The organism is Rhizobium sp. BK661, assembly GCF_024808825.1.
In the GTDB taxonomy this organism is placed as follows: Bacteria; Pseudomonadota; Alphaproteobacteria; order Rhizobiales; family Rhizobiaceae; genus Rhizobium.
In genome coordinates this window covers 641,877-667,922 of record NZ_JANTYT010000001.1, presented here as the reverse complement: position 1 = coordinate 667,922, position 26,046 = coordinate 641,877, and the positions used below count along the sequence as shown (strand labels likewise).

The 26,046-nt window shown below is 60.5% G+C and carries 28 protein-coding genes and 2 tRNA genes; 11 read left to right on the top strand and 19 right to left on the bottom strand.

What is annotated here, in order from left to right:
• The first annotated feature begins 138 nt into the window (after positions 1–138).
• On the top strand, positions 139–984 hold the full coding sequence (locus FHX16_RS03270) for a class I SAM-dependent methyltransferase (protein WP_183860263.1): 846 nt from the start codon (positions 139–141) through the stop codon (positions 982–984).
• A 114-nt stretch (positions 985–1,098) separates the two neighbouring features.
• On the opposite strand, the gene FHX16_RS03265 is transcribed toward FHX16_RS03270, so the two are convergent.
• The 10 genes from FHX16_RS03265 to FHX16_RS03220 form a co-directional block, all read right to left on the bottom strand.
• Positions 1,099–1,174: transfer RNA gene (locus tag FHX16_RS03265), tRNA-Phe, on the bottom strand.
• 183 nt (positions 1,175–1,357) lie between these two features.
• Positions 1,358–1,564 (bottom strand): DNA gyrase inhibitor YacG, encoded by a 207-nt coding sequence (gene yacG / locus FHX16_RS03260; RefSeq protein ID WP_259126491.1) that lies wholly within the window; start codon positions 1,562–1,564, stop codon positions 1,358–1,360.
• A 17-nt stretch (positions 1,565–1,581) separates the two neighbouring features.
• Positions 1,582–2,202 (bottom strand): Maf-like protein, encoded by a 621-nt coding sequence (locus FHX16_RS03255; RefSeq protein WP_016552710.1) that lies wholly within the window; start codon positions 2,200–2,202, stop codon positions 1,582–1,584.
• A 49-nt stretch (positions 2,203–2,251) separates the two neighbouring features.
• Positions 2,252–2,470 carry a translation initiation factor IF-1 gene (infA, locus tag FHX16_RS03250; RefSeq protein ID WP_003545338.1) on the bottom strand — a complete coding sequence of 73 codons (219 nt, stop codon included), beginning with the start codon at positions 2,468–2,470 and terminating at the stop codon, positions 2,252–2,254.
• A gap of 118 nt (positions 2,471–2,588) precedes the next feature.
• On the bottom strand, positions 2,589–3,065 hold the full coding sequence (locus FHX16_RS03245) for a low molecular weight phosphatase family protein (protein WP_183860265.1): 477 nt from the start codon (positions 3,063–3,065) through the stop codon (positions 2,589–2,591).
• Between the two features lie 5 nt (positions 3,066–3,070).
• Positions 3,071–3,544, bottom strand: coding sequence for a UPF0262 family protein (locus FHX16_RS03240; RefSeq protein WP_183860266.1), 474 nt, complete (start codon positions 3,542–3,544; stop codon positions 3,071–3,073).
• A 3-nt stretch (positions 3,545–3,547) separates the two neighbouring features.
• The gene (gene hisD, locus FHX16_RS03235; RefSeq protein WP_183860268.1) at positions 3,548–4,846 is read right to left on the bottom strand and encodes a histidinol dehydrogenase; all 1,299 of its coding nucleotides are present in this window, start codon (positions 4,844–4,846) and stop codon (positions 3,548–3,550) included.
• 35 nt (positions 4,847–4,881) lie between these two features.
• Positions 4,882–5,319 (bottom strand): DUF2948 family protein, encoded by a 438-nt coding sequence (locus FHX16_RS03230; RefSeq protein WP_183752756.1) that lies wholly within the window; start codon positions 5,317–5,319, stop codon positions 4,882–4,884.
• Positions 5,320–5,436: 117 nt separating this feature from the next.
• On the bottom strand, positions 5,437–6,729 hold the full coding sequence (gene murA, locus FHX16_RS03225) for a UDP-N-acetylglucosamine 1-carboxyvinyltransferase (protein WP_016552705.1): 1,293 nt from the start codon (positions 6,727–6,729) through the stop codon (positions 5,437–5,439).
• Between the two features lie 103 nt (positions 6,730–6,832).
• A complete protein-coding gene (locus tag FHX16_RS03220) occupies positions 6,833–7,027 on the bottom strand; it encodes a hypothetical protein (protein WP_016552704.1) in 195 nt (64 codons plus the stop codon).
• A gap of 152 nt (positions 7,028–7,179) precedes the next feature.
• On the opposite strand from FHX16_RS03220, the gene FHX16_RS03215 reads away from it, so the two are divergent.
• Positions 7,180–7,254 (top strand) — tRNA-Thr (locus FHX16_RS03215).
• 250 nt (positions 7,255–7,504) lie between these two features.
• Positions 7,505–7,642, top strand: a complete 138-nt coding sequence (locus tag FHX16_RS03210; protein ID WP_183860270.1) for a hypothetical protein — start codon at positions 7,505–7,507, stop codon at positions 7,640–7,642.
• Between the two features lie 181 nt (positions 7,643–7,823).
• Here FHX16_RS03210 and FHX16_RS03205 read toward each other — a convergent pair whose 3' ends face one another.
• Positions 7,824–8,072, bottom strand: a complete 249-nt coding sequence (locus tag FHX16_RS03205; RefSeq protein ID WP_016552701.1) for a hypothetical protein — start codon at positions 8,070–8,072, stop codon at positions 7,824–7,826.
• A 298-nt stretch (positions 8,073–8,370) separates the two neighbouring features.
• On the opposite strand from FHX16_RS03205, the gene FHX16_RS03200 reads away from it, so the two are divergent.
• On the top strand, positions 8,371–8,613 hold the full coding sequence (locus tag FHX16_RS03200) for a DUF982 domain-containing protein (protein WP_183752760.1): 243 nt from the start codon (positions 8,371–8,373) through the stop codon (positions 8,611–8,613).
• A gap of 231 nt (positions 8,614–8,844) precedes the next feature.
• On the opposite strand, the gene FHX16_RS03195 is transcribed toward FHX16_RS03200, so the two are convergent.
• Both FHX16_RS03195 and FHX16_RS03190 read right to left on the bottom strand, forming a co-directional pair.
• A complete protein-coding gene (locus FHX16_RS03195; protein WP_259126468.1) occupies positions 8,845–9,993 on the bottom strand; it encodes an acyltransferase in 1,149 nt (382 codons plus the stop codon).
• Between the two features lie 151 nt (positions 9,994–10,144).
• Complete coding sequence (locus FHX16_RS03190) at positions 10,145–10,402, bottom strand: hypothetical protein (RefSeq protein ID WP_183752764.1); 258 nt, start codon at positions 10,400–10,402, stop codon at positions 10,145–10,147.
• Positions 10,403–10,869: 467 nt separating this feature from the next.
• On the opposite strand from FHX16_RS03190, the gene FHX16_RS03185 reads away from it, so the two are divergent.
• On the top strand, positions 10,870–11,148 hold the full coding sequence (locus tag FHX16_RS03185) for a hypothetical protein (RefSeq protein ID WP_183860274.1): 279 nt from the start codon (positions 10,870–10,872) through the stop codon (positions 11,146–11,148).
• Positions 11,149–11,229: 81 nt separating this feature from the next.
• Positions 11,230–13,290 carry an ATP-dependent helicase gene (locus FHX16_RS03180; RefSeq protein WP_183860276.1) on the top strand — a complete coding sequence of 687 codons (2,061 nt, stop codon included), beginning with the start codon at positions 11,230–11,232 and terminating at the stop codon, positions 13,288–13,290.
• A gap of 3 nt (positions 13,291–13,293) precedes the next feature.
• Here FHX16_RS03180 and FHX16_RS03175 read toward each other — a convergent pair whose 3' ends face one another.
• From FHX16_RS03175 to FHX16_RS03165, 3 genes are all read right to left on the bottom strand, one after another.
• Positions 13,294–14,358, bottom strand: a complete 1,065-nt coding sequence (locus FHX16_RS03175) for an enoyl-CoA hydratase/isomerase family protein (RefSeq protein ID WP_183860278.1) — start codon at positions 14,356–14,358, stop codon at positions 13,294–13,296.
• A gap of 140 nt (positions 14,359–14,498) precedes the next feature.
• Positions 14,499–15,530 (bottom strand): UDP-glucose 4-epimerase GalE, encoded by a 1,032-nt coding sequence (gene galE, locus FHX16_RS03170; RefSeq protein ID WP_183860280.1) that lies wholly within the window; start codon positions 15,528–15,530, stop codon positions 14,499–14,501.
• Between the two features lie 292 nt (positions 15,531–15,822).
• Positions 15,823–16,014 carry a hypothetical protein gene (locus FHX16_RS03165; protein ID WP_183860282.1) on the bottom strand — a complete coding sequence of 64 codons (192 nt, stop codon included), beginning with the start codon at positions 16,012–16,014 and terminating at the stop codon, positions 15,823–15,825.
• 260 nt (positions 16,015–16,274) lie between these two features.
• On the opposite strand from FHX16_RS03165, the gene FHX16_RS03160 reads away from it, so the two are divergent.
• The 4 genes from FHX16_RS03160 (at position 16,275) to FHX16_RS03145 (ending at position 19,895) form a co-directional block, all read left to right on the top strand.
• Positions 16,275–17,777 carry a DUF1254 domain-containing protein gene (locus FHX16_RS03160; RefSeq protein ID WP_183860284.1) on the top strand — a complete coding sequence of 501 codons (1,503 nt, stop codon included), beginning with the start codon at positions 16,275–16,277 and terminating at the stop codon, positions 17,775–17,777.
• 87 nt (positions 17,778–17,864) lie between these two features.
• Positions 17,865–19,010: a calcium/proton exchanger gene (gene cax, locus FHX16_RS03155; protein ID WP_183860286.1), complete on the top strand. Its 1,146-nt coding sequence runs from the start codon at positions 17,865–17,867 to the stop codon at positions 19,008–19,010.
• Between the two features lie 97 nt (positions 19,011–19,107).
• Positions 19,108–19,449, top strand: a complete 342-nt coding sequence (locus tag FHX16_RS03150) for a hypothetical protein (RefSeq protein ID WP_183860288.1) — start codon at positions 19,108–19,110, stop codon at positions 19,447–19,449.
• 134 nt (positions 19,450–19,583) lie between these two features.
• Positions 19,584–19,895, top strand: coding sequence for a potassium channel family protein (locus FHX16_RS03145; RefSeq protein WP_183752780.1), 312 nt, complete (start codon positions 19,584–19,586; stop codon positions 19,893–19,895).
• Between the two features lie 74 nt (positions 19,896–19,969).
• On the opposite strand, the gene FHX16_RS03140 is transcribed toward FHX16_RS03145, so the two are convergent.
• Positions 19,970–21,136 carry a pyridoxal phosphate-dependent aminotransferase gene (locus FHX16_RS03140; RefSeq protein ID WP_183860289.1) on the bottom strand — a complete coding sequence of 389 codons (1,167 nt, stop codon included), beginning with the start codon at positions 21,134–21,136 and terminating at the stop codon, positions 19,970–19,972.
• 124 nt (positions 21,137–21,260) lie between these two features.
• Positions 21,261–21,701 (bottom strand): large conductance mechanosensitive channel protein MscL, encoded by a 441-nt coding sequence (gene mscL / locus FHX16_RS03135; RefSeq protein ID WP_183752784.1) that lies wholly within the window; start codon positions 21,699–21,701, stop codon positions 21,261–21,263.
• Between the two features lie 217 nt (positions 21,702–21,918).
• On the opposite strand from mscL, the gene FHX16_RS03130 reads away from it, so the two are divergent.
• Complete coding sequence (locus tag FHX16_RS03130; protein ID WP_183860291.1) at positions 21,919–25,422, top strand: PAS domain-containing hybrid sensor histidine kinase/response regulator; 3,504 nt, start codon at positions 21,919–21,921, stop codon at positions 25,420–25,422.
• Between the two features lie 4 nt (positions 25,423–25,426).
• Here FHX16_RS03130 and FHX16_RS03125 read toward each other — a convergent pair whose 3' ends face one another.
• Positions 25,427–25,981 carry a TetR/AcrR family transcriptional regulator gene (locus FHX16_RS03125; RefSeq protein WP_183860293.1) on the bottom strand — a complete coding sequence of 185 codons (555 nt, stop codon included), beginning with the start codon at positions 25,979–25,981 and terminating at the stop codon, positions 25,427–25,429.
• Positions 25,982–26,046: the final 65 nt, after the last annotated feature.

Below are 26,046 nucleotides of genomic sequence, written 5' to 3'. Positions count from 1 at the left end.
GGGCCCGATGCTGGCGGTCGATCGTAGCAGAGCGATCAGGGTGCCGTGACTCGCTCTGGATGGGGATTGTCTGCGTACGAGATATCCATAACAATATGGCGTTGAGAGCTGTCATTCGGATCCAGACCGGGGGACAAGATGAACAACGCCTCAAGTCCCGAACGCGTTACATCGGCTGGGCACAGGCTCAGTGGCGGCAGGCATCTCGACGTTCACTACCTGGCGCTAAAGGACGAGTACGATGCTACGCTTCGCGCCACCGGCATCCGACCCGGTTGGTCGGTGCTTGACGCTGGTGCCGGGAATGGGGTCTTCCTGCCTTTGATGGCGGAATTGCTGGGTAGCCAGGGACACATCGAGGCTCTGGATCTGGCACCCGAAAATATCGAGGCAATCGAAAGCCTGATTGCCGATCAACAATTTCCCTGTCCGATAAGCACGCGAACCGGAGACATGACCGCGCTGCCACAAGAGACGGGAACGTTTGATGCGGTTTGGAGCGCGAACGCCAGCCAATATCTGAGTGACGAACAGCTCGCCCGCGCAGTCGAGGAGTTTCGCCGCGTCGTAAAGCCAGGCGGGCTCGTGGCCGTGAAAGAGGTCGACATCTCGGTTTGGCAATATCAGCCGCAAGATCCCAAACTCATGTGGCGGCTGCTCGATGCGCTATCCGGCGATACGCAGATCTCCGGCGCCATGCGGGGAACGCGCTTGCCAGCCTGGTTTCGAGCGGCGGGCCTTGAGCGCGTCTCTGCCATCACGACACTCGCAGAGCGACGTCAGCCGCTAAAGCCCGTGGAGCACGAGTATATCCGCAACAACCTCGAATTCTTATCCAGGCTCGCTCGAACCTGTGACCTGCCGGAAGCGGATCATGACCAATGGAAGGCGATTGGCGAAGAGCCGGACCGCCTGATTTCCGACCCCGACTTCTGCTACCGCGAAATGTGGGTCCTCAGCCTGGGTATCGTGCCGAAGCGCTGAGCCGAACATCAAAGTAGGTTGTTCGACACCCGAAGGGTCAATCAGCCCGCTCGGAAAGAACGGGATCTAATTCTGAGCGTTTCGTTCGGAAACATTTGGAAGCAAGTTTTGGAGTGGTGCCCAGAGCCGGAATCGAACCAGCGACACGCGGATTTTCAATCCGCTGCTCTACCAACTGAGCTATCTGGGCTAACCCGCTTCATGCAGATTCTTTCCTGAGAAAGAACCGGGGACCTTGGTTCGCCCCGGAAGCGAGCGGGGTTATAGCATCTTGTCCGGACATGGCAAGCGTCAAAATGACAGTTTTTTGAGACGCCTTGGATTTTTCCGGATTCATCAACGAATTTAATGGCTTCGCCCGTGGAAAACGAGCCTATTCGTTGTCCTCATGCTTCGCTTTTGCTTCGTCGTCGGCAACGGGGATGGCGTAGGAGCCGGAGAGCCAGCGTGAAAGATCGAGCTCACGGCAGCGGTTCGAGCAAAACGGATAGTGTTCGCGGCTCGACGGCTTGCCGCATTCCGGGCAGGGCCGTGTCTTACGCAGCGGCTCGACTTTGGCGGTCTTGTTTTCGTCAGACATCAGCGTCCCTTCGAGGATCAGCCCTCGGGCCACCGGCTGTGCACGTCAAAGCCTTCGCCGGTCAGCAGAAGGATGGTTTCATAAAGTGGCAGACCAACGACATTGGTGTAGGAACCGACCATCTTCTGCACGAATGTGCCGGCCAGCCCCTGGATGCCATAAGCGCCGGCCTTGCCGCGCCATTGCCCGGAGGCAAGGTAGTTCTCGATCTCGAAACCGGAAAGGCGCTTGAAGCGCACCTTGGTCTCAACGATCTTCTGCCTGACCTTGCGGTCTGGCGTGACCAGGCAGACGCCGGTGTAAACCCAGTGGCTGCGGCCAGACAGGAGATAGAGCGAGGCCGATGCCTCATCCGCGAACTCAGCCTTCCCCAAGATGCGGCGACCGACGGCAACTACGGTATCGGCAGAGAGGATATAGCTGCCCTTCCACGTCATGTCGCCCTTGATGGCAGCAAGGGCCGCCTCGGCTTTTTCCGTCGACAGGCGCCGCGCAAGCGATCGCGGGTGCTCCGACTTCTTCGGCGTCTCGTCGATGTCCATCGGCATCAGACGCGAGGGCTCGATCCCTGCCTGGTTCAGCAGATCGACGCGGCGGGGCGAGCCGGAAGCCAGAATGAGCTTGTATTTCAGCGCCATGGAACCTCGACCACCGGGAGACGGAGACAACGGCCTTTCGAGACCAGGCCTACTTGAAGCGGTAGGTGATGCGGCCCTTGGTCAGGTCGTAGGGGGTCATTTCGACGAGAACCTTGTCGCCTGCCAGAACGCGAATGCGGTTCTTGCGCATGCGGCCGGCCGTGTGGGCGATGATCTCGTGTTCGTTTTCGAGCTTTACGCGGAACGTCGCGTTCGGCAGAAGCTCGGTTACAATACCCGGAAATTCGAGGACTTCTTCTTTAGGCATATATTGGTTTTCTTCCTGTCGGTTGAGATGGCAGCCACAGCCGCCCAAAAATTTGCGCGGAAACTACACAATCAATGGGGGTTTGTGAACCTAATTGATCGTGTTTCTGTCATTTGTTTCACGCCGATTGCGCGGCGGTGGAGTTTCGTCTCACCAGCCGGCTCTCAATCAGTTCCATCAGGTGGTCGCGGACTTCGCGGTAACTGTCCAGAATCTGCTCCCGCGTGCCTTGAACAACGGTCGGATCCAGGGTCGGCCAATACATCACTTCGATGGCGTTTGACCGGGTCAGTTCCAGCGCAGCATGGTGCGCCTGCGGCGAGAGCGTGATGATGAGGTCGAAATAGTCATCTTCCAGTTCTTCCAGCGTGTGTGGATGATGCCGGCCGAGCGAAAGGCCGATCTCGTCCAACGCAACGTCAACGAAAGGATCACGCTCTCCGGCACGGACGCCCGCCGACCTGATGTAGACATTGGCCGGCAGCATGCTGCGGGCAATCACTTCGGCCATCGGGGAGCGGATACAGTTCATGCCGCACATGAACAGGATGGCACCCGGCCTCTTCCCTTCGCCTGCCCCGACCGGCGTTTCCATTGGCGTCAGCCGCGCCAGTAGAGCACGCAGACCAGCGTGAACAGCCGGCGTGCCGTATCGAAATCGATCTCGATCTTGCCGTTCAGACGGTCCCTCAGCGTCTGCGAGCCCTCATTGTGAATACCGCGCCGACCCATATCGATCGCCTCGATGCGGCTCGGCGAAGCCGACCGGATTGCCTCATAGTAACTTTCGCAGATCAGGAAATAGTCTTTGACGATGCGGCGAAACGGCGTCAGCGACAGAATGTGGGTTGCGACGGCACCGCCATTCTCTGTCGTGATCGCGAACACCAGCTTTGAATCGACCAGGGATATGTTCAGGCGATAGGGGCCGCCGGAATGACCGACGGGCGTGAAGCTGTTTTCTTCCACAAGGTCGAAAATGGCGACGGCGCGCTCGTGCTCGACGTCGGGCGTCGCTCGGCCGATGGTGTCGTCAAGGACGACGTCGCAAAGCCGAAAGTCGCCCGCCGCCATCTGTCACCCTTCCAGATTGAGGCGGATCGCAACCGATCGCGCATGCCCGTCCAGTCCTTCGGACACGGCGAGCGCGATGGCGGCCGGGCCCAGCGTGCGCAGCTGCTCGGGACCAAGGCGCAGGATCGAGGTGCGCTTGACGAAATCGAGCACGGAAAGCCCTGAAGAGAACCGCGCCGAGCGGGCCGTCGGCAGAACGTGGTTCGAACCACCGACATAGTCGCCGATCACTTCGGGCGTATGGGCGCCAACGAAGATCGCGCCGGCATTGCGGATACGCGGCAGCAGCGCGTCCGGATCGGCAACGGCAAGCTCCAGGTGTTCAGGCGCGATGCGGTTTGCCAACGGAATGGCGTCCTGCAGAGACTTCACCAGAATGATCGCCCCATAGTCGCGCCAGCTGGTGGCAGCGGTTTCGGCGCGATTCAGCGTCTTCAGCTGCCGCTCGACGGCTGCTTCCACCGACCTGGCGAATTCGGCATCATCCGTTGCCAAGATTGCCTGCGCGCTCGCATCATGCTCGGCCTGCGCCAGCAGATCGGCGGCGATCCAGTCCGGATTGTTGTCCTTGTCGGCGATGACGAGCACTTCCGAGGGACCGGCGATCATGTCGATACCGACGGTGCCGAAGACATGCCGCTTGGCGGCGGCGACATAGGCATTGCCGGGACCGGTAATCTTGGCGACGGGCGCGATGGTCGCCGTCCCGTAAGCCAGCGCGGCAATCGCCTGTGCGCCGCCGACGCGGTAAATTTCGCTGACGCCCGCGAGCTTGGCCGCGGCAAGCACCGCAGGATTGACGGCGCCGCCTGTTGCGGGAACGGCAATGACGATGCGATCGACGCCTGCGACCTTCGCCGGCACCGCATTCATCAGCACCGAACTCGGATAGCTCGCAGTGCCGCCCGGCACATAAAGGCCGACTGCCTCGATCGCGGTCCAGCGGGAACCGAGGCCTACGCCCATGTCGTCTTCGTAGATATCGTCCTTCGGCAGCTGGCGACGGTGGTGCGATTCAATGCGCACCTGCGCAACCTTCAGCGCGCCGAGGACTTCCGCCGGAACCGCTTCGATGGCGGCGTCAATCTCCGCCTCGCTCACGCGCATCGGCGTCACGGCAAAATCGATGCCGTCGAATTTCTTCGAATACTCGGCAAGCGCCTCGTCACCGCGCGCCCTGACGTCATCGATGATGGCGCGGACCGCCGTGTTCACATCCTCGGAAACTTCGCGCTTGGTCGTCAGGAAGGCGGCAAACCGTTGCTCGAAGCCTTCCGATGCCTGATCCAGCCAGATTGCCAATGCGATATTCCTCTTGATAACAGACTAACCAGATCTCAAGCGCCAGGATGACGGGGCTTCGAAGCGGTTTCCCACGCCCCGCCGATATCCGCAAGCTGAACCTCGATGCATTCGACATCCAGCGCAATGGTCGCCGTGCCGGAGAGCGCCAGTTCAACGGTGCCGTCAGGCCCCTCGCCCTTCTGCTCGAAGCGGACGGCCAGCAACGACAAGACGTCGTCGCGGTTCTGGCGATCGATGCCGGTGGAGCGCACCGCAAGCACGCGTTTGAAGACAACAGCGGCGCGGCGGCGCTCGAAACCCTTGCGCTTCTTGCCGGCTTCCTCCCACGCGAAGCGATTGACCGCGACCGAGAACTGCCCCTCGCGCGGCGACCAGGCGATATCGGCGACCTTGAAGACGCTATCCTGCAAATGCGTGGAGACAACGGCAAGATCTTCGCTATCGAGCGCAACCAGCCTCAGATCAGTCATGCAGGCATTACCCCATCGCCAATGCATCGCCGGAATGGCGATGCGTCAGACAACGGACATAAGGCGCGGCAACGCGATGCGCAACCGGGCTTAAGGGCGAATTTGACGCCCTTTTGGTTACTCGCTGACGCGCTCGACAATGGCGCCGCAGCGGGTGAGCTTTTCTTCCAGCCGTTCGAAGCCGCGATCGAGGTGATAAACGCGGGATACCATCGTCTCGCCTTCGGCGGCAAGGCCGGCAATGACGAGCGAAACAGACGCGCGCAGGTCGGTTGCCATGACGGGCGCACCCTTCAGCCGCGGAACACCTTCGATCTTCGCGGTCTGGCCCGACAGCGAGATCTTGGCGCCGAGGCGCGCCAGTTCCTGCACGTGCATGAAGCGGTTTTCGAAGATCGTCTCGGTGACATGCGAGATGCCGGTCGAACGCGTCATCAGCGCCATGAACTGCGCCTGCAGATCGGTCGGGAAGCCCGGGAACGGATCAGTGACGATATCGACCGGCTTGATGCCGGCGCCATTGCGGCGGATGCGCATGCCGTTGTTGGTCGGCGAAATTTCCGCGCCGGCGCGGCGAAGCGTTTCAAGCGCCGTGTCGAGCAGAGCGACATCGGTGTTTTCGAGAACCACGTCCCCCCCGGCCATGGCGACGGCCATGGCGTAGGTGCCGGTCTCGATGCGATCTGGCAGCACGCGGTGGCGCGCGCCGGAGAGCGAGGTGACACCTTCGATGGTGATCGTGCTCGTGCCGGCACCCGAAATTTTTGCACCCATGGCGATCAGGCAATTGGCGAGGTCGACGACTTCGGGCTCCCGGGCGGCGTTGCCGATCACGGTCGTGCCGCGGGCAAGGGTTGCAGCCATCATCATCACGTGGGTCGCACCGACCGATACCTTCGGGAAGGTATAGCGGGCGCCAATCAGGCCGCCTTGCGGGGCCGTCGCATTGATATAGCCGCCGTCGATCTCGAGGTTCGCACCGAGCGCCGTCAGGCCATCAAGGAACAGGTCGACGGGACGCGTGCCGATTGCGCATCCGCCCGGCAGCGAGACGCGGCACTGGCCTTCGCGCGCCAGCAGCGGGCCGATGACCCAGAAAGAGGCGCGCATCTTGGACACCAGCTCATAGGGAGCGGTGGTGTCGACGATGGTGCGGCAGGTGAAGTGGATGGTGCGCGAGTAGGCGTCTTCCTGGCGTTCGCGGCGGCCGTTGACGGCGACGTCGACGCCGTGATTGCCGAGGATACGCATCAGAAGCTCGACATCGGCCAGATGCGGCACGTTTTCGAGCGTCAGTGTATCGCTGGTGAGCAGCGAGGCGATCATCAGCGGCAGGGCGGCATTCTTGGCGCCGGAAATCGGAATGATGCCGTTAAGCTCATTACCGCCGACAATTCTAATACGATCCATGGGCGCTTACGGGCGGTGCCCGCCTTTCTGAAAGGCTGTCTGAAAAAAGATGCGGGTGTTTAGACGAAATTAGCGGGGGCTTCAATTCGCCGTGAACGGAACATTACGATTCGTCCATTTTTGCGGCAGGCAGGCCATCCGTCTCATCTGCCTGCCCCGAACGGCGGGCGCGGGTCTGCTGTTTGCGGCGGGACAGATTTTCGCGAAGTTTTTCGGCAGCACGCTCGCGGCGCAACTCCGCCTGGCGTTCGATCGCCGCCTTCCGGCTCTTCTGGCCTTTTTCGGTGTTCTCGGTCATGCCGCAGCCTTACCCGAATTTGCGCCAATCCAAAAGTGGCCCGACCTCAATCTACACAAAGATGGAAATTGCGGCTTGCGCTTATCATGAAGCTGTGGCAATAGCCCCCCCGTTCACGCAATGCAGCCGCTTCGGTTGCGCGTCTGGTCCTTGCTGCCGTAGCTCAGTGGTAGAGCACACCCTTGGTAAGGGTGAGGTCGGTGGTTCAATCCCACTCGGCAGCACCAGTTTTCTCCCGCGAAATCGACAAAACAGCACTCACGAACCTGAAGATCACGTCGTATAGCTCTCGTCCAGCGACCGCAGACGCTTGCCGTCATGCGTTCTGAGATGGTACTCGACCTCACGCGGCCGACATCAACACTTGACGGGCTGCGGTAGGGGCATTGGGAGCTTCGAAAGCGACTGACACCTGATCACAGGCTGCGTAGCGATCCCATGCCCGTGTAGACAAGAAGCTGACTGAAAGTCGACCCTATGAGCAATGACAACGACGATCAGCCATCAAACACCGGATGGGTAGGGAAAGCAATTATTGTTGTGGCCATGGCACTTGCGGTCGTGGTCGCGATCGGAGGCGCGGTGGCGGTCTACAAGGCGACATTTATCCCGTAATCAACAAGCCTGCCGGCCCGGCCGAAAGCGCGACACGACCGGCCTGCGAGATGCCAGCGGAAAGCAATGCCTACTCGACTACACCTGCGTCTACGATCCGGATTCCGTCTACAACTTCCATTCGGAGTTGAAGGCACCGCAAAGTCGTTGGCCTAACATCCAAACTGATTTGACGACAGGATCAGGCGTCGAAATGCCAATCCTTCGTGGGGCGGGATGACAGATAATCGGACGCATCGAGGTCCTGGATCATCTGCCTAAGGGTTCGGACCGTCTCCTCGAATGTCGCAAGCTTGGCGTCGGTGACGTCCACGTTGCTGCCCGTTGCCTCGTCGACTTCGAGCCATCGCTGCTTGCCACGCCGCATGGATACCACCATGGAAACATACTTCTGGCATTCCGCATTCAGCACGTTTTTGAGGTCCTGCATTACCGATCTCCAACGCTGACAAGGGGCGACTGACGTTGAGCTTTTGATGGTTGCACAAAGTGCCGGATTCAGCCAGTTAAAAGTGCAAGCAACAGATCCGCTATCGCCAACGAGAAAATAACGCTTCGCGACGCAAAAAGATCGGATAGGCGGCCGGAGAATGAGGGGAGACCCGGGCAGCGGTTTTCCCGTTTGCGGACGTCGAAAATATCGCTAAAATACCTTCTGCATGAGGCCTTCTAGAGGAACGCGGAGGCCGATTCGCACGTTTTGGCCTAAGCATGGAGGAAAGACGCCGATGGCCGTAGAGAAATGGAATGACCCTATCCACGTGGGGTTCGAAAGCACCGGCGCGCGCACGATCCTCGGGCCCTTGGACGCGCTGAAGTGCTTGGCGGACCTGTGGCCGAACGCCCGCGGACTACGCTACCTGAAGGCAAGAAGCACATGCAGGGCAGCCCTCGATGGTCGTAAGACGGTCGAAGAGGCGCGCGCGGAATTTGTAGCGGCGGCAGAAGAAGCCAAGCTGAAGGTCAATTGAGCAACAGCAGCCGGCGGTCGCCGGCCCATCATTATCGATAGCCTGTGCCGGAACAGGCCAATAGTTTATTTTTATTTAACCCTCGGCGACGCCAGCTGTTGGGATCGTGGTGAAGTTCATTGCCATTCAGGCACGTCCCTCAATAGAACATCGGCAGCCATCATGATGATGGTCAGAGGCTCGTCACCCTCTGCGAAAGCAGACGAGCCTCGATTGCAATAGCTCGCCCCATCACGCCGGCTCGAGCCGGCGCCCGCGGATCCTTTCAAGAACCTTACGCCCGAGCTTCTGACCCGGTCCCTCGATACGGGTGAAGCCCAGGTATGCAAGCACATAGGCCGTCGGCAAAAGAGCGGCGACAACGATCGCAAATCGTTCCGGTGCGGAAATCCCAGCCCCGAAATGCCTGATGACGAACGCGGCGATCGGCTGCAGCAACAGCAGATGGATCAGGTAAACGCCGAACGAAAGCTCGCCCAGCCAATGGCAGAAGCGATTTCCCATGAGTGACGAAACGCGGTCGCCAAGCTTTCCAATCAGGCCCGGCAGCAGGTGGTAATGCACCAAGGCGAAGAAGCCGACGACGAGAAGCAGCCGGACGCCGATCTTCGTCGTGGTCATATCGCCGCCGATCGGAATCATCACCAGAATGACTGCCAAGAGGCCGTTCATGACGGTTTGCCGCGGCGTCACGAACAACCCATTGGCGATCAGCATGCCGCACAGGAAAACGTGCATCTTCAGTGGCAGGAAAGACGGCATCGGAAAGTCGATATGCGCAGCCTGGATCGCCTTTGCGATTACAAAGCCCATAAGCGCAATCAAGGCGGCGCCCGGCAGCCATCTGGTTTTCCTCAAGAGCAGCATCGCAATCGGAAACACGGTATAGAACTGCATTTCCAGACCGAGGCTCCAATCCGGCAACGCCGTGCGGAACGCGTAAGCGGGATGCAGCCCGAAGAGGAAGCTCAGGTGCATGAGAAGATTACGCAGGCTGTCGTCCAGATAGCGCTCCGGCAATTGCGGGCCATGCGCGAGAAACGTGTCGATGACCATGCGGGCTTGATAGAGCTGCGGACCTCGAAGCAGCGCCACACACAGCATCACATAATAGAGCGGCGCGATGCGAAAAAAGCGCTTCAACCAGAAGCCGAACCAGGTGGCCGGCTTTTCCCAGGGGTTGGCCGTCTCGCGCAGCCGATAGTGAAAGACCATCAGAAAGCCGGACAGCATAATGAAGAGGTCGACGCCCAAATCCGGCGACGAAAGGATCGGAAGGTGCCAGCCCGTCAATTGCAGACTGTGGCCGAGGAGGACCCAGAGCGCGGCTAGCCCGCGCAGCCCGTCGAGGCATCCGATCCGCTTGCTCTCAATGATCATAGGGTATCCTTCTGGTTGAGGCTCAGCTTCGCGGGAAGCTAACGCAATGTGCTGCAATGCACAACGCGCAACCAGAAAAGTTGATCGACGCCCTTGGGAAGCGCCGACCTTGGCTACCTTATTTCAGGGATTCCATGACGAAATGAGGCGATCAACAACGATCGTCGCTCTGCACCTCGAGATAGCCGACACCGATAATGGTGCCGTCAAACGATCGAATGAACGAGGGAACATAGTGTGTCGCCGGCTCGGTGCAGGACACGGAGCCAGTGTATTCGTTCATTGCCATTTCATCCCGAGGCAGGGCGGAGTAGTCGCTCGTAATCTCGAGCGAAGCCGAAGCTGGGGTGATGAAGGTCCCTATTGCCAGCGCAAATGCCGGCACTCCCAATCGAAGAAGTCTTTGCATGCGCTTCTCCCGTGTTTTGATTACAAGCATTAACTAATGAAAAGCGCTTTTAGTTCCAGTGCCGCCGCTACTACTTTCGCACAGTTAATTCTTCGTATTTTCGATCAGGCTAAATTGTATGATTTTACATAATGATAGTCGGATGTTTCCGGGCACCCAGCTACATGCTGTATGCGCGCGCCAAAACGGATGACCTTACAGTATTATATTTGGGTAGGCCGCCTAATGCCCGCAGCTGCGGCCCTGGGCATAGCCCCTTGCGAGCAAGGCTCCCGCCAGACCAAACGGTCCGTCCGACGTAACCCTTCCTCTGATAGAAAAGCCCGCATCGACTGACGCCATGCTGGCGCTTTAGTCGGGCTGCACCAATCTATACTCGAAAGAATCTCACCGATGCCGGTGCAAGCTACTTGGCGTCTCGACCGGCCGGGCCATATATACCAACGGCTTGGGTGGGGGTTGCAACGATGAGACGTCTGCTTCCGACAATTCTATCGCTCGTCATGCTATCGAGCTGCACGACGGACAGTTCGACCGAGGTTCAGCCAATTCCGGGAAGCATCACCTATGGCGGGCAGCCGCGCACGAAGCTGACCAAGTCTCCGCCGGGCAGTGCCATCTACAATTCGTTCTATGACTCCACCGGCAGCAGGGTCAAAGAGACCTATATCCTTCAACCGGATCGCAGCCTGAAGCTCGTGCGACGCGTCATCGTGCCCGATTTCCCCTCACGAGGCGGTTCTTGACACACGCGCCGTTCGAGAACATTCAAGGAACGTCGAATATTTTCGCGGGGCGATTCTCCGCCGAAGCAACCGGACGGCTGAATGTATCTTGAAAAGCTCAATCCGCAGCAGCGCGCGGCCGTCGAATACGGCACGCTCACTGACGGCAGCCACGTTGCCGGCCCGCTGTTGGTGATCGCCGGCGCTGGTTCGGGCAAAACCAACACCCTGGCGCACCGTGTTGCGCACCTGATCGTCAAGGGCGCCGATCCACGCCGTATCCTTCTGATGACGTTCTCCCGGCGGGCGGCCGCCGAGATGGCGCGGCGTGTCGAGCGTATCTGCGCCCAGGTACTCGGCAGCAATTCCGGGATCATGGCGGATGCGCTGGCCTGGAGCGGAACCTTTCACGGGATCGGGGCGCGGCTCCTGCGCGACTACGCCGAGCAGATCGGCATCGACCCCGCCTTCACGATCCATGACCGGGAAGACAGCGCCGATCTGATGAACCTCATCCGGCACGAACTCGGCTTCTCGAAGATGGAGAGCCGATTTCCGACCAAAGGCACCTGCCTTGCGATTTATTCGCGCGTCGTCAATTCGGAAGGTGAACTTGGTCTCGTTCTGCGCGACGCCTTCCCCTGGTGCTCGGCCTGGGAGAACCAGCTGCGAGACCTCTTCGGCGCCTATGTCGAGGCCAAGCAGAGCCAGAACATTCTGGATTACGATGATCTGCTGCTCTACTGGGCGCAGATGGTCAGCGAACCGATGATCGCGGACGATATCGGCAACCGCTTCGATCATGTCCTTGTCGACGAGTACCAGGATACGAACCGGTTGCAGGCGTCGATCCTGCTCGCATTGAAGCCCGGCGGGCAAGGCCTGACTGTCGTCGGCGACGATGCGCAGTCAATCTATTCCTTCCGCGCCGCCACCGTGCGCAACATCCTCGACTTTCCCGCGGCGTTCAGTCCGTCGGCCAACGTCATCACGCTTGATCGCAACTACCGCTCGACGCAGACAATCCTCGCTGCGGCGAACGCCGTGATCGACCTCGCCTCGGAACGCTTCACCAAGAACCTCTGGACCGAGCGCCAGTCGGCTCAGCGTCCGAGGCTCGTCACCGTGCGCGATGAAACCGAACAGGCGCGATATGTCGCCGACAAGGTGCTGGAGAACCGCGAAGAAGGCGTGACGCTCAAGCAGCAGTCGGTGCTCTTCCGCGCCTCGCATCACAGCGGCGCGCTGGAGGTCGAGCTCACCCGCCGCAACATCCCGTTCGTGAAGTTCGGCGGGCTGAAGTTCCTCGACAGCGCCCATGTGAAGGACATGATGGCTGCCCTGCGCTTTGCCCAGAACCCCCGCGATCGCGTCGCCGGCTTCCGGTTGATGCAGTTGCTCCCCGGCGTCGGGCCCTCGACGGCGCAGCGCGTCATCGACCAGATGGCGGCAGATGCGAGCCCGATGCAGGCGCTTGCCGAACTGCCGGCCCCTCCCCGTTCGGGCGAGGATTGGACGGCCTTCGTTGCGATGCTGCAGGAGGTGAAGACCGGAAAGGCCGGCTGGCCGGCGGAGATCGGCCTTGTCCGCGAATGGTATTCGCCGCATCTCGAACGCCTGCACGACGACGCCTCGACCCGCCAGGCCGACCTTTTGCAACTCGAGCAGATTGCCAGCGGCTATCCTTCCCGTGAGCGCTTCCTGACGGAGCTGACGCTCGACCCGCCGGATGCCACCAGCGACCAGGCAGGCGTGCCGCTGCTCGACGAGGATTATCTTATCCTCTCCACGATCCATTCCGCCAAAGGGCAGGAATGGACACGCGTATTCATGTTGAACGTCGTCGATGGCTGCATCCCCTCCGACCTTGCGGTCGGCACGAGCGCCGAGATCGAGGAAGAGCGGCGACTGCTGTATGTCGCGATGACGCGCGCCAAGGACAATCTCGACCTCGTCGTGCCGCAACGCTTCTTCACGCACGGCCAGAACGCGCAGGGTGATAAGCATGTCTACGCCTCGCGCACGCGCTTCATCCCGGCAACCTTGCTGCAGTTCTTCGAGGTGGTCGGCTGGCCGCAATCGAGAGCCGACGGCGGCGCGTCGCACCAGGCGCGGCAAGTGCGTGTCGATGTCGGCGCGCGCATGCGCGGCATGTGGCGCTGAAGCTCAGAGCGCGAGCGGCGGCTCGGCGGGCCGGAAGAAGGCATCGATCGCCGCCTGGTCGACCGCTTCCGGTGTCGCCGGCATCCAGTGTGGGTTGCGATCCTTATCGATGATGGCTGCGCGGATGCCTTCGTAGAAATCCGGGCTTTTCAATATCTGCTGACAGGCGCCGAGCTCGTGGTTCAGGCATTCGGCGATGTTTCTGCTCTGCCTTCCCTGACGCAACAAACGAAGCGCAAGCTTCAGACTGGTCGGGGAGCGCGTCTGAATGACCCGCAGTGTTTCGGCGGGAAATTCGCCGGGCTCCTTCTCGAGCGCATGGATGATTTCCTCGACAGTGCCAAAATGAAAGCAACGTTCGATCAGGTCGCGGTTGCTCTTTATGGCGCTCGTCCCCGGATCGCTGGAAAGGTTCTTCAGGACCGCCTCGACATCGCGCGTCCCTGCGTTTCGGGGCAATTCCGCCAGCGTATCAACGACGTCAGGCAGCCGGAAGGACGCGATGTAATGATCGGCCAGCGCGGCATAGATGATATCAGCCGCGTCGACGGTCAGGCCCGTGAGACCCATCCAGGTACCGGCTTCGCCGGGTGCGCGCGGCAGCAGCCAGGTTGCCCCCACATCCGGAAAATACCCAATACCCGTTTCCGGCATGGCAAGCTTGGTTCGCTCCGTCACGACGCGGTGGCGGCCATGCGAGCCGAGGCCGACACCTCCGCCCATGGTGATGCCGTCCATCAGCGCCACATAGGGCTTCGGATAGGTGGCAATCCGGTGATTCAGGCGGAATTCTTCGCGCCAGAAGGTCATAGCCAGATCAGTACCGGCCCGGCCGCTTTCATGCAGTGCGCGGATGTCGCCGCCGGCGCAGAAGCCGCGGTCCCCTTCCCCCGAGGCGATCACGGTGGCGATATTGGCGTCCGCCGCGAAGTCGTCCATTGCATCGGCAAAGGCGCGGACCATGTCGAGTGTCAGGCTGTTCAGCGCACGCGGTCGATTGAGACGGATGATGCCGGCCGAGGCACGCCGTTCGACAATCACCTCACTCTGCTGAACCTCGTCCCGCATGCTGACCTCCTCGTTTCCCGTTGCGCGTTGGTATCACGATCCGGGCTCGCCTTGACGAAAACGGCGCTACCAAGCGTCATGCCACCTTAACGCACTCGACGGCATAGTCGATGGCTGGGACTGGGGATGGGCTTTGTTTCTCAGAACGAGGCGGCGAGCGCCCGGTGAAGGCTTTGCAGATCGTCGACGTTGCGGTTCATCAGGAACAGTTCCCAGTCGAGCGCACTCTGCACGATCGTCTCCAGCGAATCGTGCTTCGGCTTCCAATCCAGAACGCGTTGGGCAAGGCCTGAGTCCGCGACGACACTTGCCGCATCGCCTGGACGCCGCGGCGCTATGTGAACCTTGAAGGAATGCCCGTGCAGGCGTGTGACCATGTTGAGCACGTCGAGCACCGAATAGCCGGTGCCATAGCCGCAATTGGCAACCAGTGAGCCGCTGCCATGGCGCAAATGCTGCAGCGCCTTCAGGTGAGCCGCGGTGAGGTCGCTGACGTGGATGTAGTCGCGGACGCCGGTGCCGTCATGGGTCGGATAATCGATGCCGTAAACCTGCACGCCGCTGCGTTTACCAAGAGCCGCCTCGCAGGCGACCTTGATCAGGTGGGTGGCGCCAGATGTCGATTGGCCCGTACGCCCCAGCGCATCGGCGCCGGCGACGTTGAAGTAGCGCAGCGCGACATAGTCGAAATCGTAGGCCGCCGCCGCGTCCCGCAACATGAATTCCGTCATCAGCTTCGACTGGCCGTAAGGATTTTCGGGATTGAGCGGCGCCGTCTCCTTGACCGGCTCGGACGTCATCTGCGGACCGTAAACCGCTGCCGTCGAGGAGAAGACGAAATGACGGATGCCCGCATTGATTGCGGCGCTCAATAGCGCCCGCGTCTTGCCGGAATTGTTGTCGTAGTAGGCAAGCGGGTCTGAAACGGATACGGGCACGATCGCCGAGCCGGCAAAATGAATGATGGCTTCGATGTCGTTCTCGATGAAGATCGTCTTCAGCAACTGGGCATCGGCGACATCACCGAGATAGAAGCGTGCGCGCGGAGCCACCGCCCAGCGAAACCCGGTCGAAAGGTTGTCCAGCACAACGACGTCTTCGCCTGCATCCAGCAATGTCCAGACCATGTGGCTGCCGATGTAGCCCGCCCCGCCCGTGACTAAAATTGCCATATCCCACATCCCCGCTTCATTCACGCGGGGCATCTGACGCCGTTTTTCCTTTCAGAATCTCCTATCGAATGAGCCCCGAGGGGCTTCCACGCCGGTAAGTTTGACGGCTTGGTTAGGGGCGGATTTCGAGCTCTGTTACAATTTTATGGATGTGCCGTTTCGGGGGGACTATTTTCGAAATCCGTCGCTCCGATCAACCGCCTGTTGCTACGGACCAGACAATGCACCATCGGGGCGCCGGTCGCCTAAGCGGCGATGTGAACGCCGTTGGCGACAACCAACCTTCCAAGTTTCAATCGCGTCGAATGAATGCCGTCAGATCTTCCCAGAGAATGGCTATCCCAACGGCGAACAAACCGATGGGAACCAGGAAGTACAGAGTTCTGACGGGATCAACGGTGAAGAACAGCAGATACAGAAGGCCGTAGATCCCGGCGAGTACCAAAACGGTCCCCAGAACAAGGGAAATTATCTTCCTGACCAAGATGCACCCCCTAAACCTCTAAGGGAATTGCTACACCAAACATGTCCAAGCTGTATAGCCGGTATGCCGGCTGTCTGGGGTCCGAAGGCTGAACGAGGTGACGGGTCTTGGGTAGGGCGCTGTCTTCGGGCTCCCGGCGCTCCGAGCGTCCACGATCGTCCACCCGTTGCAAAATTTACCGTAACGTACTTACGCGAACGCGAAAAGAATGGCCCGATCCACCGGCGAATGATCTGTTCCTCATTCTTAGGAGTTCCCCAATGAACCGGCTTGCGGCTTTGGCGTATGCCTCGCTTCTGACGTCGCTCACGGGCGTTGCACTTTCCATGAGCAATTCGTCGCTCCGTGCGCAGGACGACAGTAAAATCCCTCCTCTCATGGAGCAGATCAACAAGGGAAACTGGCTGCCGCAGCAGGAAGCGGAGTCGCTTCGCGATGAGTTCTACTATCAGAACGCCGTACAAGCCTATGTCCTGACGCTGCCCATTCTCAACACCATCGGCATGCGGGACGGTTCGGAAGCAACCTTCGGCGCCGGCTACAATGTCTTGCCGATCTGGAAGGAGCGCATGGACAGCCGTACATGGGTTCCAACACCCAACGCCGACGTCATCTACTCGATGAGCTATCTCGACCTCAAGAAGGACGGGCCGTTGGTCGTGGCTGCGCCCCCGAACGTCATCGGCATGTTTACTGACTTCTACCAGCACACACTCACCGATGTCGGCGCGATTGGTCCCGACAGGGCGCGGGGCGGGCTATATCTGCTGTTGCCGCCAGATTATGACGGGGAAGTACCGAAGGGCTACTTCGCATTCAAGTCGCCGACATACAACGTCTTCTTGTTCTTCCGCACCATCATGGCAAAGGGAGAGAACGGACCTGACCCGGCTCCCGCCGCCGCAAATGCCGAGCGGACGCGCGTCTACCCCCTCTGGGCTCCGGAGAAGGACGTGAAGCCCATGCAGTTTCCCGACGCCAGCGGCAAGCGCGTCAATATGATGTATCCGACGGGCAGCACCTACTGGACGAAACTGAAGGCGTTCGTCGACTACGAGCCCGTTGCCTCGATCGATCCTGTGACCCGCGGCGTGCTCGCCTCGGTCGGCATCATCAAGGGCCAGCCGTTTGAACCCACCGACAAGCAGAACGCCGCCCTGCAGAAAGCTATCGAAACCGCACCCAAGATGATCCTGGCAAGCCGCCAGCTCGGCCGTCCCGATAAGCGCAATCTGTACTATACGGATCGGCAGTACGAGAACATCTGGGCGGGCGGCACCGCCGAATGGATGCAGGACAGCTATCTGGATGTCTTGCAGCGCGCCTCTTACTTCCAATTCGCCTATTCCTCAGCTCCCGCCATGGTCATGCGAACTCTCGACGCAGGTTCGAAGTATCCATTCACAGCCCGCGATGCGGATGGCGATTTCCTGAACGGCTCGAATTCCTACAAGTTACACCTGCCGCCGCACCCGCCCGCCGCGCTGTTCTGGGCCGTCACAGCGTACAATGTTACCGATGGCTCGATGCCCGAGACAAAGCAGCTCCTGCCGTCGATCAATGCCTTCTACAAGGTGAAGACCAACGATGACGGATCGGTCGACCTCTATTTCGGAGCGACCAAACCAGCGGAGGCTCCTGACAGCAACTGGATCCAGACGGTCGCGGGCCGTGACTTCATTGCCGCTGTGCGTCTCTATGGAACTGGAGTCGAGTTCTTCGACCAGACATGGAAACCGGATGACGTCGTCAAGTTGAAATAGGCTGCACCACACGTTCAAGACGTCGCGACAGCAATTATGAAAGGTGGTAGGCTTCGTCTTGGGTCGCTCCGATTCCGGACAAAAGATATGGGCAATCTTGGGGAAAGGCCTTCCATCGCGCCGCCGTCTTCGGTGGGAAGAGTTGTCATCGACGAAATCCGTCACGCACCGGTTCTCGGGCTGATCGTTTTCGTACCTGTCGTCATTCTTCTGGAACGGATTTTTCCCGATCGCCACACGCTGTTGTTCCTTGCTTCGGTCGTCGCGATCGTACCTTTGGCCGCGCTCCTCAGCCGCGCAACCGAAGCGGTTGCGGCCAGGACCGGAGACGCCGTCGGCGGCTTGCTCAATGCTACGCTCGGGAACCTGACCGAACTCGTGATATCGCTCGCGGCTTTGCAGGCCGGACAATACCTGTTGGTCAAGGCGTCGCTCGCCGGCGCGATCGTCACCAATACCCTGTTCATGCTGGGAGGGTCGTTCCTGCTCGGGGGGCTCAAGCATCACGTTCAGGAATTCAACCGGGTCAATGCTCGCTTTCAGGCCTGCCTGCTATTCCTCGCGACGATTGCTGTCCTGGTTCCTTCACTGATCAGCGAGGTGGACCAGCCTCCCGCACTTGACGTCTCCCAAAAGCTGAGCCTTGGATTGGCGATCCTTCTCATTGCCGTCTATGCGCTGGGCATGTTGTTTTCGTTGCGGACACACCGCGAGCTTTTCGCAAGCGTCAGCCACGCGGAAGAAGACGAAAAGCTATGGCCGCTTGGCCTGAGCATCGCCATATTGATTGTCGTGACGCTGCTGGTCGCACTGGTCAGCGAGATCTTTGTCGGCTCTGTTCAGGCTGCCGCCGAGCACCTCGGGATGACGCCGGCATTTGTGGGTTTCATCGTCGTCGCTTTGGTAGGTGCGGCGGCGGAGATGACCACAGCGTTTTCCGCCGCTCGTGCAAATCGGCTGGACCTCAGTGTCGGGATTGCGCTGGGGAGTGCAGCCCAAATTGCCTTGTTTGTCGCGCCGGTATTGGTGCTCGTCAGCTATTTCATCGGCCCGGAACCCATGACATTGCAGTTTTGGCGGGGCGCCGTGACGATGATGATCGTCGCCGCCTTGGCCGCGGCCCTCTTGTCCAATGGCGGCCGTGGGGCTTGGTATGTCGGCGTCATGGCTCTGGCGCTTTATGCAATTTTCGCGTTCACGTTATTTGTCTTGCCTCCGACTAATCCGTCGTGATGCCACGGGGCCATCCCACGGCAGGCGGGTTGACGAGCGTGTCGCCGAATTACTTCGCCTTCGCATGCCGTCCAGTCATCTCGCGAAAGGATCGAAAATGACCGTCTATGTGGCCGAAGTCTCGGGGCGCGGTGTCATCGCCTTTGAAGCGGCAAACGATGTCGATGCCGCAACCCGGCTCACCGACAGGACACTGCTGCGCGATCTCCGCGTGCTGCAAAATGAGGGCCGTTCGCTCTGGGACGGCGTTTCGCCGATAGGGCTGCGGGAACCTTCGCCACCGGAGCTTGAGATTTGGCAGCAGCGGCCCGCGACAGCAACGGCGTCCTTGTCCGACGACGACCGAAGCTGGCGAGTCTACTTAGTCGCCGTGGTCGACCCTACCGAGTTCGACGATGATGACGACGACGATGACTATGATGACGGTCCTGGTGACTGAAACCTTCTCGGCACCCTTTCCATGACACAACGTCGCGCAGGGCCATTTATCCGTTTGCAGGCGTAGCATGCATCGCACGCGATCTCGAAAGGCACATGACGATGTCGGCAGGCTCCAGGAACCAAGCCAAACGGATGAGACGGCTGTTCTTTGCCGCGCTGCTTCAGCAGGTTCGCGTACTCTGGCCTATCTTCTCGGGAGTCCTTGTCATCATGATCGGATCCGGGTTTGTCATCGGTCGGATCGAGGGTTGGCGGATCGGTGAAACCCTTTACTTCACCTTCGTAACTGGTCTCACGATCGGCTATGGCGACCTTGCGCCCAAGCATACTGTGGCGCGGATGCTCATCCTGCCGATCGGACTCTCCGGAATCGTCCTGACCGGCCTAGTTGCTGCCGCCAGCGTGCAGGCGCTTGACGCGGCAGGTCGCGGCAAAGCCGAGTAGAGTGACGGGGCCGAGTGGAGCGGCGAGGCCAGCTCATGAGCTGGCTGGCGCCGCGTGATATGCCGCAAATTCGCTCAGAGCTTCAGGATGTAGTCGCACAGCCTGTCGGCGGCGATCTGGACTTGGGCCGGATCGCGCAGGAAGCAGGCGCGCAGGAAGAGCTCACCGCCCGGACCGAAGGCCGCGCCCGGCGCCAGGCCAACACCCGTTTTGTCGACGATGTCGATCGCCGCCTTGCGGCTGTCGGTCACGCCGTCGATCTTCAGGAATGCGTAAAGGGCACCGTCCGGCTTCAGCGTCTCGACACGGTTCGTGGCGATCAACGCGTCACACAAGATGTCGCGGGAGCGCCTGGCCTTGTCGATGTTGGACTGCACGAAGCTGTCGCCGTCATTCAGGGCCGCTACAGCGCCACGCTGCATGAACTGCGCCACGCCCGACGTCGAGTATTGAATCAGGTTTTCGAGCACCTGACCGGCCTGCGGCGGGGCGACAATCCAGCCGACACGCCAGCCAGTCATCGACCAGTTCTTCGAGAAGGAGTTGACGAACATCACCTTGTCGTCCGGCTCCATCACGTCGAGGAAAGAGGGCGCGCGACCGCCAGCAAAGTAGTAGCGGGCATAAATCTCATCCGCCATGATCCAGAGATCATGCGTGCGCGCCAGCGCCAGGATGGCCCGAAGGTCGTCTTCGCTTGCGGTCCATCCAGTTGGATTGGACGGCGTGTTGATGAACAGTCCCTTGGTCTTCGGCGTGATGGCCGCCGCGATGCGATCGAGATCGACCGCCCATTTGCCACCTTCGAAACTCAGCTGGGCTGCGACGGAACGCGCGCCGGCAATTTCCAGGGCTGCCGCGATGTTCGGCCAAGCAGGGGTCAAGTAGACGAGTTCATCGCCTGGCGAGGTCAGCGCCTGCACGGCGATCTGGATCGCCTGCATGCCGGAACCGGTGACGAAGAAATGCTCGACCGGCAGGGTGACGCCGAAATGCCTGGCGTAGTAATCAGAGAGCGCCTGACGCAGCTCGGGAATGCCACGCTGATAGGTATAGAAGGTCTCGCCGCCGGAAAGCGCATCCATCGCCGCTTTGTTGATGAACTCGGGCGTCGGCAAATCCCCCTCGCCGACCCAAAGCGGCAGCAGGCCATCACGGCCACGGGCATAGTTGACGACTTCGACGATCCCGCTTTCGGGCGCCAGGACGGCGCGCGGGCTAAGGCTGCTCACAATCGACATGCATCACTCCGGTTTGCGCCTACTTAAAGCAAAAGCGGCGGCAAATCCCATGACAATCGGTGATGCAATATCGTTTTTCGTGATGGATGGACGAGCCCGGCCTTCGTCGGCGGGCTCAAGGCCATCAGGCCGGGCGTTTGGCCAGCAGGTCGCGGATTTCAGTCAGAAGCGCGACATCGGCCGGTGGCGGAGCGTCCTCTTCCTTGGCCTGCTTGAGCTTCAGCTGCTTGTCCACCTGCTTCTGCAGCGTATTCACGCCCTTGACCATCAGGAAGATAATCCAGGCGAGAATGAGGAAGTTGATCATGACCGTGATGAAGCTGCCATAGGCAAGAACCGCACCCTGCTGGCGTGCGGCGGCCAGAGTCGGCGCATTGACGTTGGACGACAGACCGATGAAGTAGTTCGAGAAATCGAAGCCCCCGAAGAGAGCCCCGACGATCGGCATGATGACGTCGTCCACCAACGACTTGACGATACCGCCGAACGCACCGCCGATGATGACACCGACTGCAAGGTCCATGACATTGCCGCGGGCGATAAATGCTTTGAACTCGTTGAGCATCCGATCCGTCTCCCTCTGATGCAGTTTCACTGACAGGTCATTGTTTTCATTAGCTACATCTTCGATGCAATTATTCAATCGCTAATTACAGAATATCGGCTGGGGTGAGCGGCCTTTGACTTAATGCCTAGATGCCCCCTGATGTTCAAAGGTGGGGAATTGCCGTAGTCTCGAAGCATCCGGGAGAGCCGGCGCGTGGTGCGCTGGCGGAGGTTCGATGCTGCCAGGTTGGGTCATACTCGCATCTGCATTCGGCTATCTGCTGCTGCTCTTTGCCGTGGCAAGCCATGGCGATCGCAAGCGGCGGATGTTCGGCACGCCGCCAGGCGGGCGGCCGGTCGTCTATGCACTCAGCCTTGCGATCTATTGCACATCCTGGACTTACTTCGGCAGCGTCGGACAGGCATCGCAGCGCGGGCTGGAGTTCCTGGGGATTTATATCGGACCGGTCCTGATGTTCACGCTCGGCATGCCGCTGCTGCGCCGGATCATCGAGCTCGCCAAGGCGGAAAAGCTGACATCCGTCGCCGACTTCATTTCTGCGCGCTATGGCAAGAATTCCACGGTCGCGACCATCGTTGCGCTGATCTCGCTGGTCGGCGCCATCCCCTATATCGCGCTGCAGCTCAAATCGGTGTCCACCACCGTAACGGCGATGCTCGATCCGTCGGACTACGGCATCGGCAGCGGCAATCTCTACTTCCTTGACCTGCCGCTGCTGGTCACTCTGGTCCTCGCCTGCTTCGCGATCATGTTCGGCACGCGCCACACCGATGCAACCGAACACCAGGACGGGCTGATCCTCGCCATTGCCATGGAGTCGGTCGTCAAGCTGTTCGCCTTCCTGACGGCCGGCGTCTGCGTGATCTGGTTCCTATTCGACGGCCCGTCCGACCTCTGGCAGAGGGCCGCCGAAAACCAGCTGGTGCTCTCGGCTCTCCACTATCAGACGCCGCTCAGCCGCTGGATCACCCTCATTCTGCTGTCGGCCTTCGCCATCATTATGTTGCCGCGACAATTCCACGTCACGGTTGTCGAGAACAGGACGGCGCGGGAGCTCCGGCTCGCGGGATTGTTGTTCCCGCTATACCTCATCGTCATCAATCTCTTCGTGCTGCCGGTAGCGATCGGCGGCCTGCTAACCTTCGGCGGTGGGGGCAATGCGGATCTTTATGTGCTCTCGCTGCCGCTTGCCGGGCAGATGCCTGTTGTCTCGCTGATCACCTTTATCGGCGGGTTTTCGGCAGCAACGGCCATGGTGATCGTCGCATCGGTGGCGCTGTCGATCATGGTGTCCAACGACATCATCATGCCGATCTTCCTGCACCGGAAGCTGACCGACCGTACCGGACAGCGCAACGACTTCGCCAAAACCCTGCTCAACGTCAGGCGCAGTGCGATCTTCGCCGTGCTTTTACTCGGATACGCCTATTATCGATCGACCGACAGCACGACCGGGCTTGCCTCGATCGGCTTGCTCTCCTTTGCCGCCATCGCCCAGATGGCGCCTTCGCTCTTCGGCGGCCTCTTATGGCGGCGGGCCAACGCGCGCGGCGCCATCCTGGGGCTGACCTCCGGCTTCGTGATCTGGATCTACCTGCTGTTCCTCCCATCACTTGGCGGACCGGACTACTCTTCCGTCGCAAGGGCGGTCCTTGGATTCCTGTTTCCGGGCACGACGGTTTTCAGCGGGCCCGACGCCGACCCGCTGGTCAATGCCACGGTCATGAGCCTGCTCGTCAACACGGCCTTCTTCATCATCGGTTCGGTGACCCGCAATGCGCGACCGCTCGAACGCATCCAGGCCGGCATCTTCGTCAAGCGGCAGTCGCGCTCGCAGTTTGCGACGCGCGGCTGGAAAACTCGCATCAGCATCGCCGACCTGAAGGCGACAATCTCGCGCTACCTCGGTGAGGAGCGCATGGAACGGTCGTTCCAGACCTATCAGCAGAATTCGGGCCGCAAGCTGGAGGACGATCAGCCGGCGGACATGGCGCTCATTCACTTCACCGAGCAGCTGCTCGGCAGCGCCATCGGATCCTCCTCCGCCCGGCTCGTTCTGTCGCTGATCCTTCAGAAGATGGAGGACGCCTCCGCCGATACGGCCTGGCTGCTCGACCAGGCAAGCGAGGCGCTGCAATATAACCAGGACATGCTGCAGACAGCGCTTTCGCAGATGGACCAGGGCATCGCGGTCTTCGACAGCTCGAACAACCTGACGATCTGGAACCGACGCTTCCGACAACTGCTCGATCTGCCCGAAAACGCCGGACAAGTCGGCTTCCCGCTGGCTGACATCGTGGCGATCCTCAGCCAGCGCGGCGATATTCCAGCCGGCGACGTGCACCACACCGTCCGTCACTTCCTGACGCTGGACAAGCCCTTCGCGCTGGTGCTCGGCGGCGGCGAGCGGATCATCGAAGTGCGCTCGAACGCAATGCCGGACAAAGGTATCGTGGCGACCTTTACCGATATCACCCAACGCGTTGCAGCCGACCGGGCGCTGAAGCAGGCGAACGAAACGCTGGAACAGCGCGTTGCCGAACGAACCGCCGAGCTCACTCGCGTCAACCACGAACTCGGCGAGGCAAGGGCAGCGGCGGATGAAGCCAATCTCGGCAAGACGCGCTTCTTTGCCGCCGCCGGCCACGACATCCTGCAGCCGCTCAATGCCGCCAGGCTCTACTCATCGGCGCTGGTCGAGCGCATGGGCCAGTCCGACAGCAGCGCCATCGTTCGCAACATCGATTCCGCGCTGGAATCGGTAGAGACCATCCTTGGAGCCGTGCTGGATATTTCGCGGCTCGATACCGGAGCCATGCGGCCACGGCTAGCCTCGGTGCCGCTTTCCGATCTACTGGAGCGGATTCAGACCGACTTCGCGCCGATCGCCCGCGAAAAGAAGCTGAAACTGGTGGTGATGCCAACCACGCTCAGGGTCCGTTCCGATCCGAACCTGCTGCGCCGCCTGGTGCAGAACCTCGTTTCCAACGCGATCAAGTACACAGTCGACGGAAAGGTGCTGGTCGGCGCGCGGCGGCGCGGAAACCAGGTGGTGATCCAGGTGATGGATTCGGGGATCGGCATCCCGCCGTCGAAGTTCCGGACGGTCTTCAAGGAGTTCGCTCGGCTCGACGAGGGTGCCAAGACGGCCTCTGGACTGGGCCTCGGCCTGTCGATCGTCGACCGCATCGCGCGCGTTCTCAATCACCCGGTGGAACTGCATTCGACGCACGGCAAGGGCACGGACTTCCGCATCGTCATGCCGCGCGAGACGTCCAGGCTGGTCGAATCGGTTGGCGCCGTGCAGCCGGTCGAGCATTCGGCGCAGAGCCTCAAGGGACTGAAGGTCCTCTGCGTCGACAATGAGCCGCACATCCTGGAAGGCATGCAGCTCCTCATCAGCGGCTGGGGTTGCGAGGTCCAGTGCGTCGATTCGCTAAGCGCCATCAGCGGGCTCGGTGCCCGTCAGCCGCCTCCGGACCTGGTTATTGCCGACTACCACCTTGGCGACGGCACAGGCGTTGCCGCCATTCTGACGCTGAGGGAACGGTTCGCCGCCTTCATCCCGGCGCTGATCGTCACGGCGGATCGGACGCCGGAGGTCCGCGCCGAAGCGGAGCGACACGGAATCGGCATCCAACACAAGCCGGTACGCCCGGCGGCGCTCAGGGCCCACATTACGCAGATTTCGGCGCACAAACGCGCGGCAGCCGAGTGAGCGGCTAGGCCTTGGTCATTACCTCGGCCACAAGGCCACGCACGCGCTCCGCACTCGGCGCGTCGTCAAACAGAATGCGGTAGACGATAGGTGCAACGACCTGATCCATGACGGCATCGACAGTCGGAAAGCTTTCGCCACGGGCAAGCGCCCGGTTGCTCAGCAGCTGCATCTGTTCACGCGTGAAGGCAGAGCACTGGCAGGCGTTGGCGTTGTCTTGCGCGGCGAGCACGTCACGGATCATCTCGCGTCCGATGCCCGAGGACATTTCTTCGGCATATTGCTCCGCCCAGGCTTGAAGATCCCCGCGACCGCTGCCGGTGTCGATTGGCTGCATGTCGGGGCGCAGGCGCTCGACAGCGACATCCGCCAGCAGTTCCTGCAGATCGCCCCAGCGACGGTAAATCGTTGAGGGCGTGACACCAGCCCTTGCGGCGATCAGCGGGATCGTGACATCCGCCCGGTCCATATCGGCAAGCAGCGCGCGCACCGCTTGATGCACGGACGCCTGCACTCGGGCACTGCGGCCACCGGGGCGGAGATTTTCCTTAGCTGCCATATTCTTAAGTCCTGTCTTCCTGCCCGGCGCATGGTTCAAAATCTTTGACCGATCCATTAACGCAA

Excerpts from the sequence above, each read along its gene's own strand:
- FHX16_RS03185 (WP_183860274.1), top strand. The coding sequence starts at position 10,870 with ATGAGACGTCTGCTTCCGACAATTCTATCGCTCGTCATGCTATCGAGC.
- FHX16_RS03130 (WP_183860291.1), top strand. The coding sequence starts at position 21,919 with ATGCTGCCAGGTTGGGTCATACTCGCATCTGCATTCGGCTATCTGCTG.
- yacG (WP_259126491.1), bottom strand. The coding sequence starts at position 1,564 with ATGTCTGACGAAAACAAGACCGCCAAAGTCGAGCCGCTGCGTAAGACA.
- FHX16_RS03220 (WP_016552704.1), bottom strand. The coding sequence starts at position 7,027 with ATGACCGAGAACACCGAAAAAGGCCAGAAGAGCCGGAAGGCGGCGATC.
- FHX16_RS03255 (WP_016552710.1), bottom strand. The coding sequence starts at position 2,202 with ATGGCGCTGAAATACAAGCTCATTCTGGCTTCCGGCTCGCCCCGCCGC.
- murA (WP_016552705.1), bottom strand. The coding sequence starts at position 6,729 with ATGGATCGTATTAGAATTGTCGGCGGTAATGAGCTTAACGGCATCATT.
- FHX16_RS03245 (WP_183860265.1), bottom strand. The coding sequence starts at position 3,065 with ATGGAAACGCCGGTCGGGGCAGGCGAAGGGAAGAGGCCGGGTGCCATC.
- FHX16_RS03195 (WP_259126468.1), bottom strand. The coding sequence starts at position 9,993 with ATGATCATTGAGAGCAAGCGGATCGGATGCCTCGACGGGCTGCGCGGG.
- FHX16_RS03200 (WP_183752760.1), top strand. The coding sequence starts at position 8,371 with ATGGCCGTAGAGAAATGGAATGACCCTATCCACGTGGGGTTCGAAAGC.
- FHX16_RS03240 (WP_183860266.1), bottom strand. The coding sequence starts at position 3,544 with ATGGCGGCGGGCGACTTTCGGCTTTGCGACGTCGTCCTTGACGACACC.
- FHX16_RS03190 (WP_183752764.1), bottom strand. The coding sequence starts at position 10,402 with ATGCAAAGACTTCTTCGATTGGGAGTGCCGGCATTTGCGCTGGCAATA.
- FHX16_RS03140 (WP_183860289.1), bottom strand. The coding sequence starts at position 21,136 with ATGTCGATTGTGAGCAGCCTTAGCCCGCGCGCCGTCCTGGCGCCCGAA.
- cax (WP_183860286.1), top strand. The coding sequence starts at position 17,865 with ATGGGCAATCTTGGGGAAAGGCCTTCCATCGCGCCGCCGTCTTCGGTG.
- FHX16_RS03125 (WP_183860293.1), bottom strand. The coding sequence starts at position 25,981 with ATGGCAGCTAAGGAAAATCTCCGCCCCGGTGGCCGCAGTGCCCGAGTG.
- FHX16_RS03150 (WP_183860288.1), top strand. The coding sequence starts at position 19,108 with ATGACCGTCTATGTGGCCGAAGTCTCGGGGCGCGGTGTCATCGCCTTT.
- FHX16_RS03230 (WP_183752756.1), bottom strand. The coding sequence starts at position 5,319 with ATGACTGATCTGAGGCTGGTTGCGCTCGATAGCGAAGATCTTGCCGTT.
- FHX16_RS03145 (WP_183752780.1), top strand. The coding sequence starts at position 19,584 with ATGAGACGGCTGTTCTTTGCCGCGCTGCTTCAGCAGGTTCGCGTACTC.
- FHX16_RS03205 (WP_016552701.1), bottom strand. The coding sequence starts at position 8,072 with ATGCAGGACCTCAAAAACGTGCTGAATGCGGAATGCCAGAAGTATGTT.
- FHX16_RS03270 (WP_183860263.1), top strand. The coding sequence starts at position 139 with ATGAACAACGCCTCAAGTCCCGAACGCGTTACATCGGCTGGGCACAGG.
- mscL (WP_183752784.1), bottom strand. The coding sequence starts at position 21,701 with ATGCTCAACGAGTTCAAAGCATTTATCGCCCGCGGCAATGTCATGGAC.
- FHX16_RS03210 (WP_183860270.1), top strand. The coding sequence starts at position 7,505 with ATGAGCAATGACAACGACGATCAGCCATCAAACACCGGATGGGTAGGG.
- FHX16_RS03175 (WP_183860278.1), bottom strand. The coding sequence starts at position 14,358 with ATGCGGGACGAGGTTCAGCAGAGTGAGGTGATTGTCGAACGGCGTGCC.
- galE (WP_183860280.1), bottom strand. The coding sequence starts at position 15,530 with ATGGCAATTTTAGTCACGGGCGGGGCGGGCTACATCGGCAGCCACATG.
- FHX16_RS03180 (WP_183860276.1), top strand. The coding sequence starts at position 11,230 with ATGTATCTTGAAAAGCTCAATCCGCAGCAGCGCGCGGCCGTCGAATAC.
- FHX16_RS03160 (WP_183860284.1), top strand. The coding sequence starts at position 16,275 with ATGAACCGGCTTGCGGCTTTGGCGTATGCCTCGCTTCTGACGTCGCTC.
- infA (WP_003545338.1), bottom strand. The coding sequence starts at position 2,470 with ATGCCTAAAGAAGAAGTCCTCGAATTTCCGGGTATTGTAACCGAGCTT.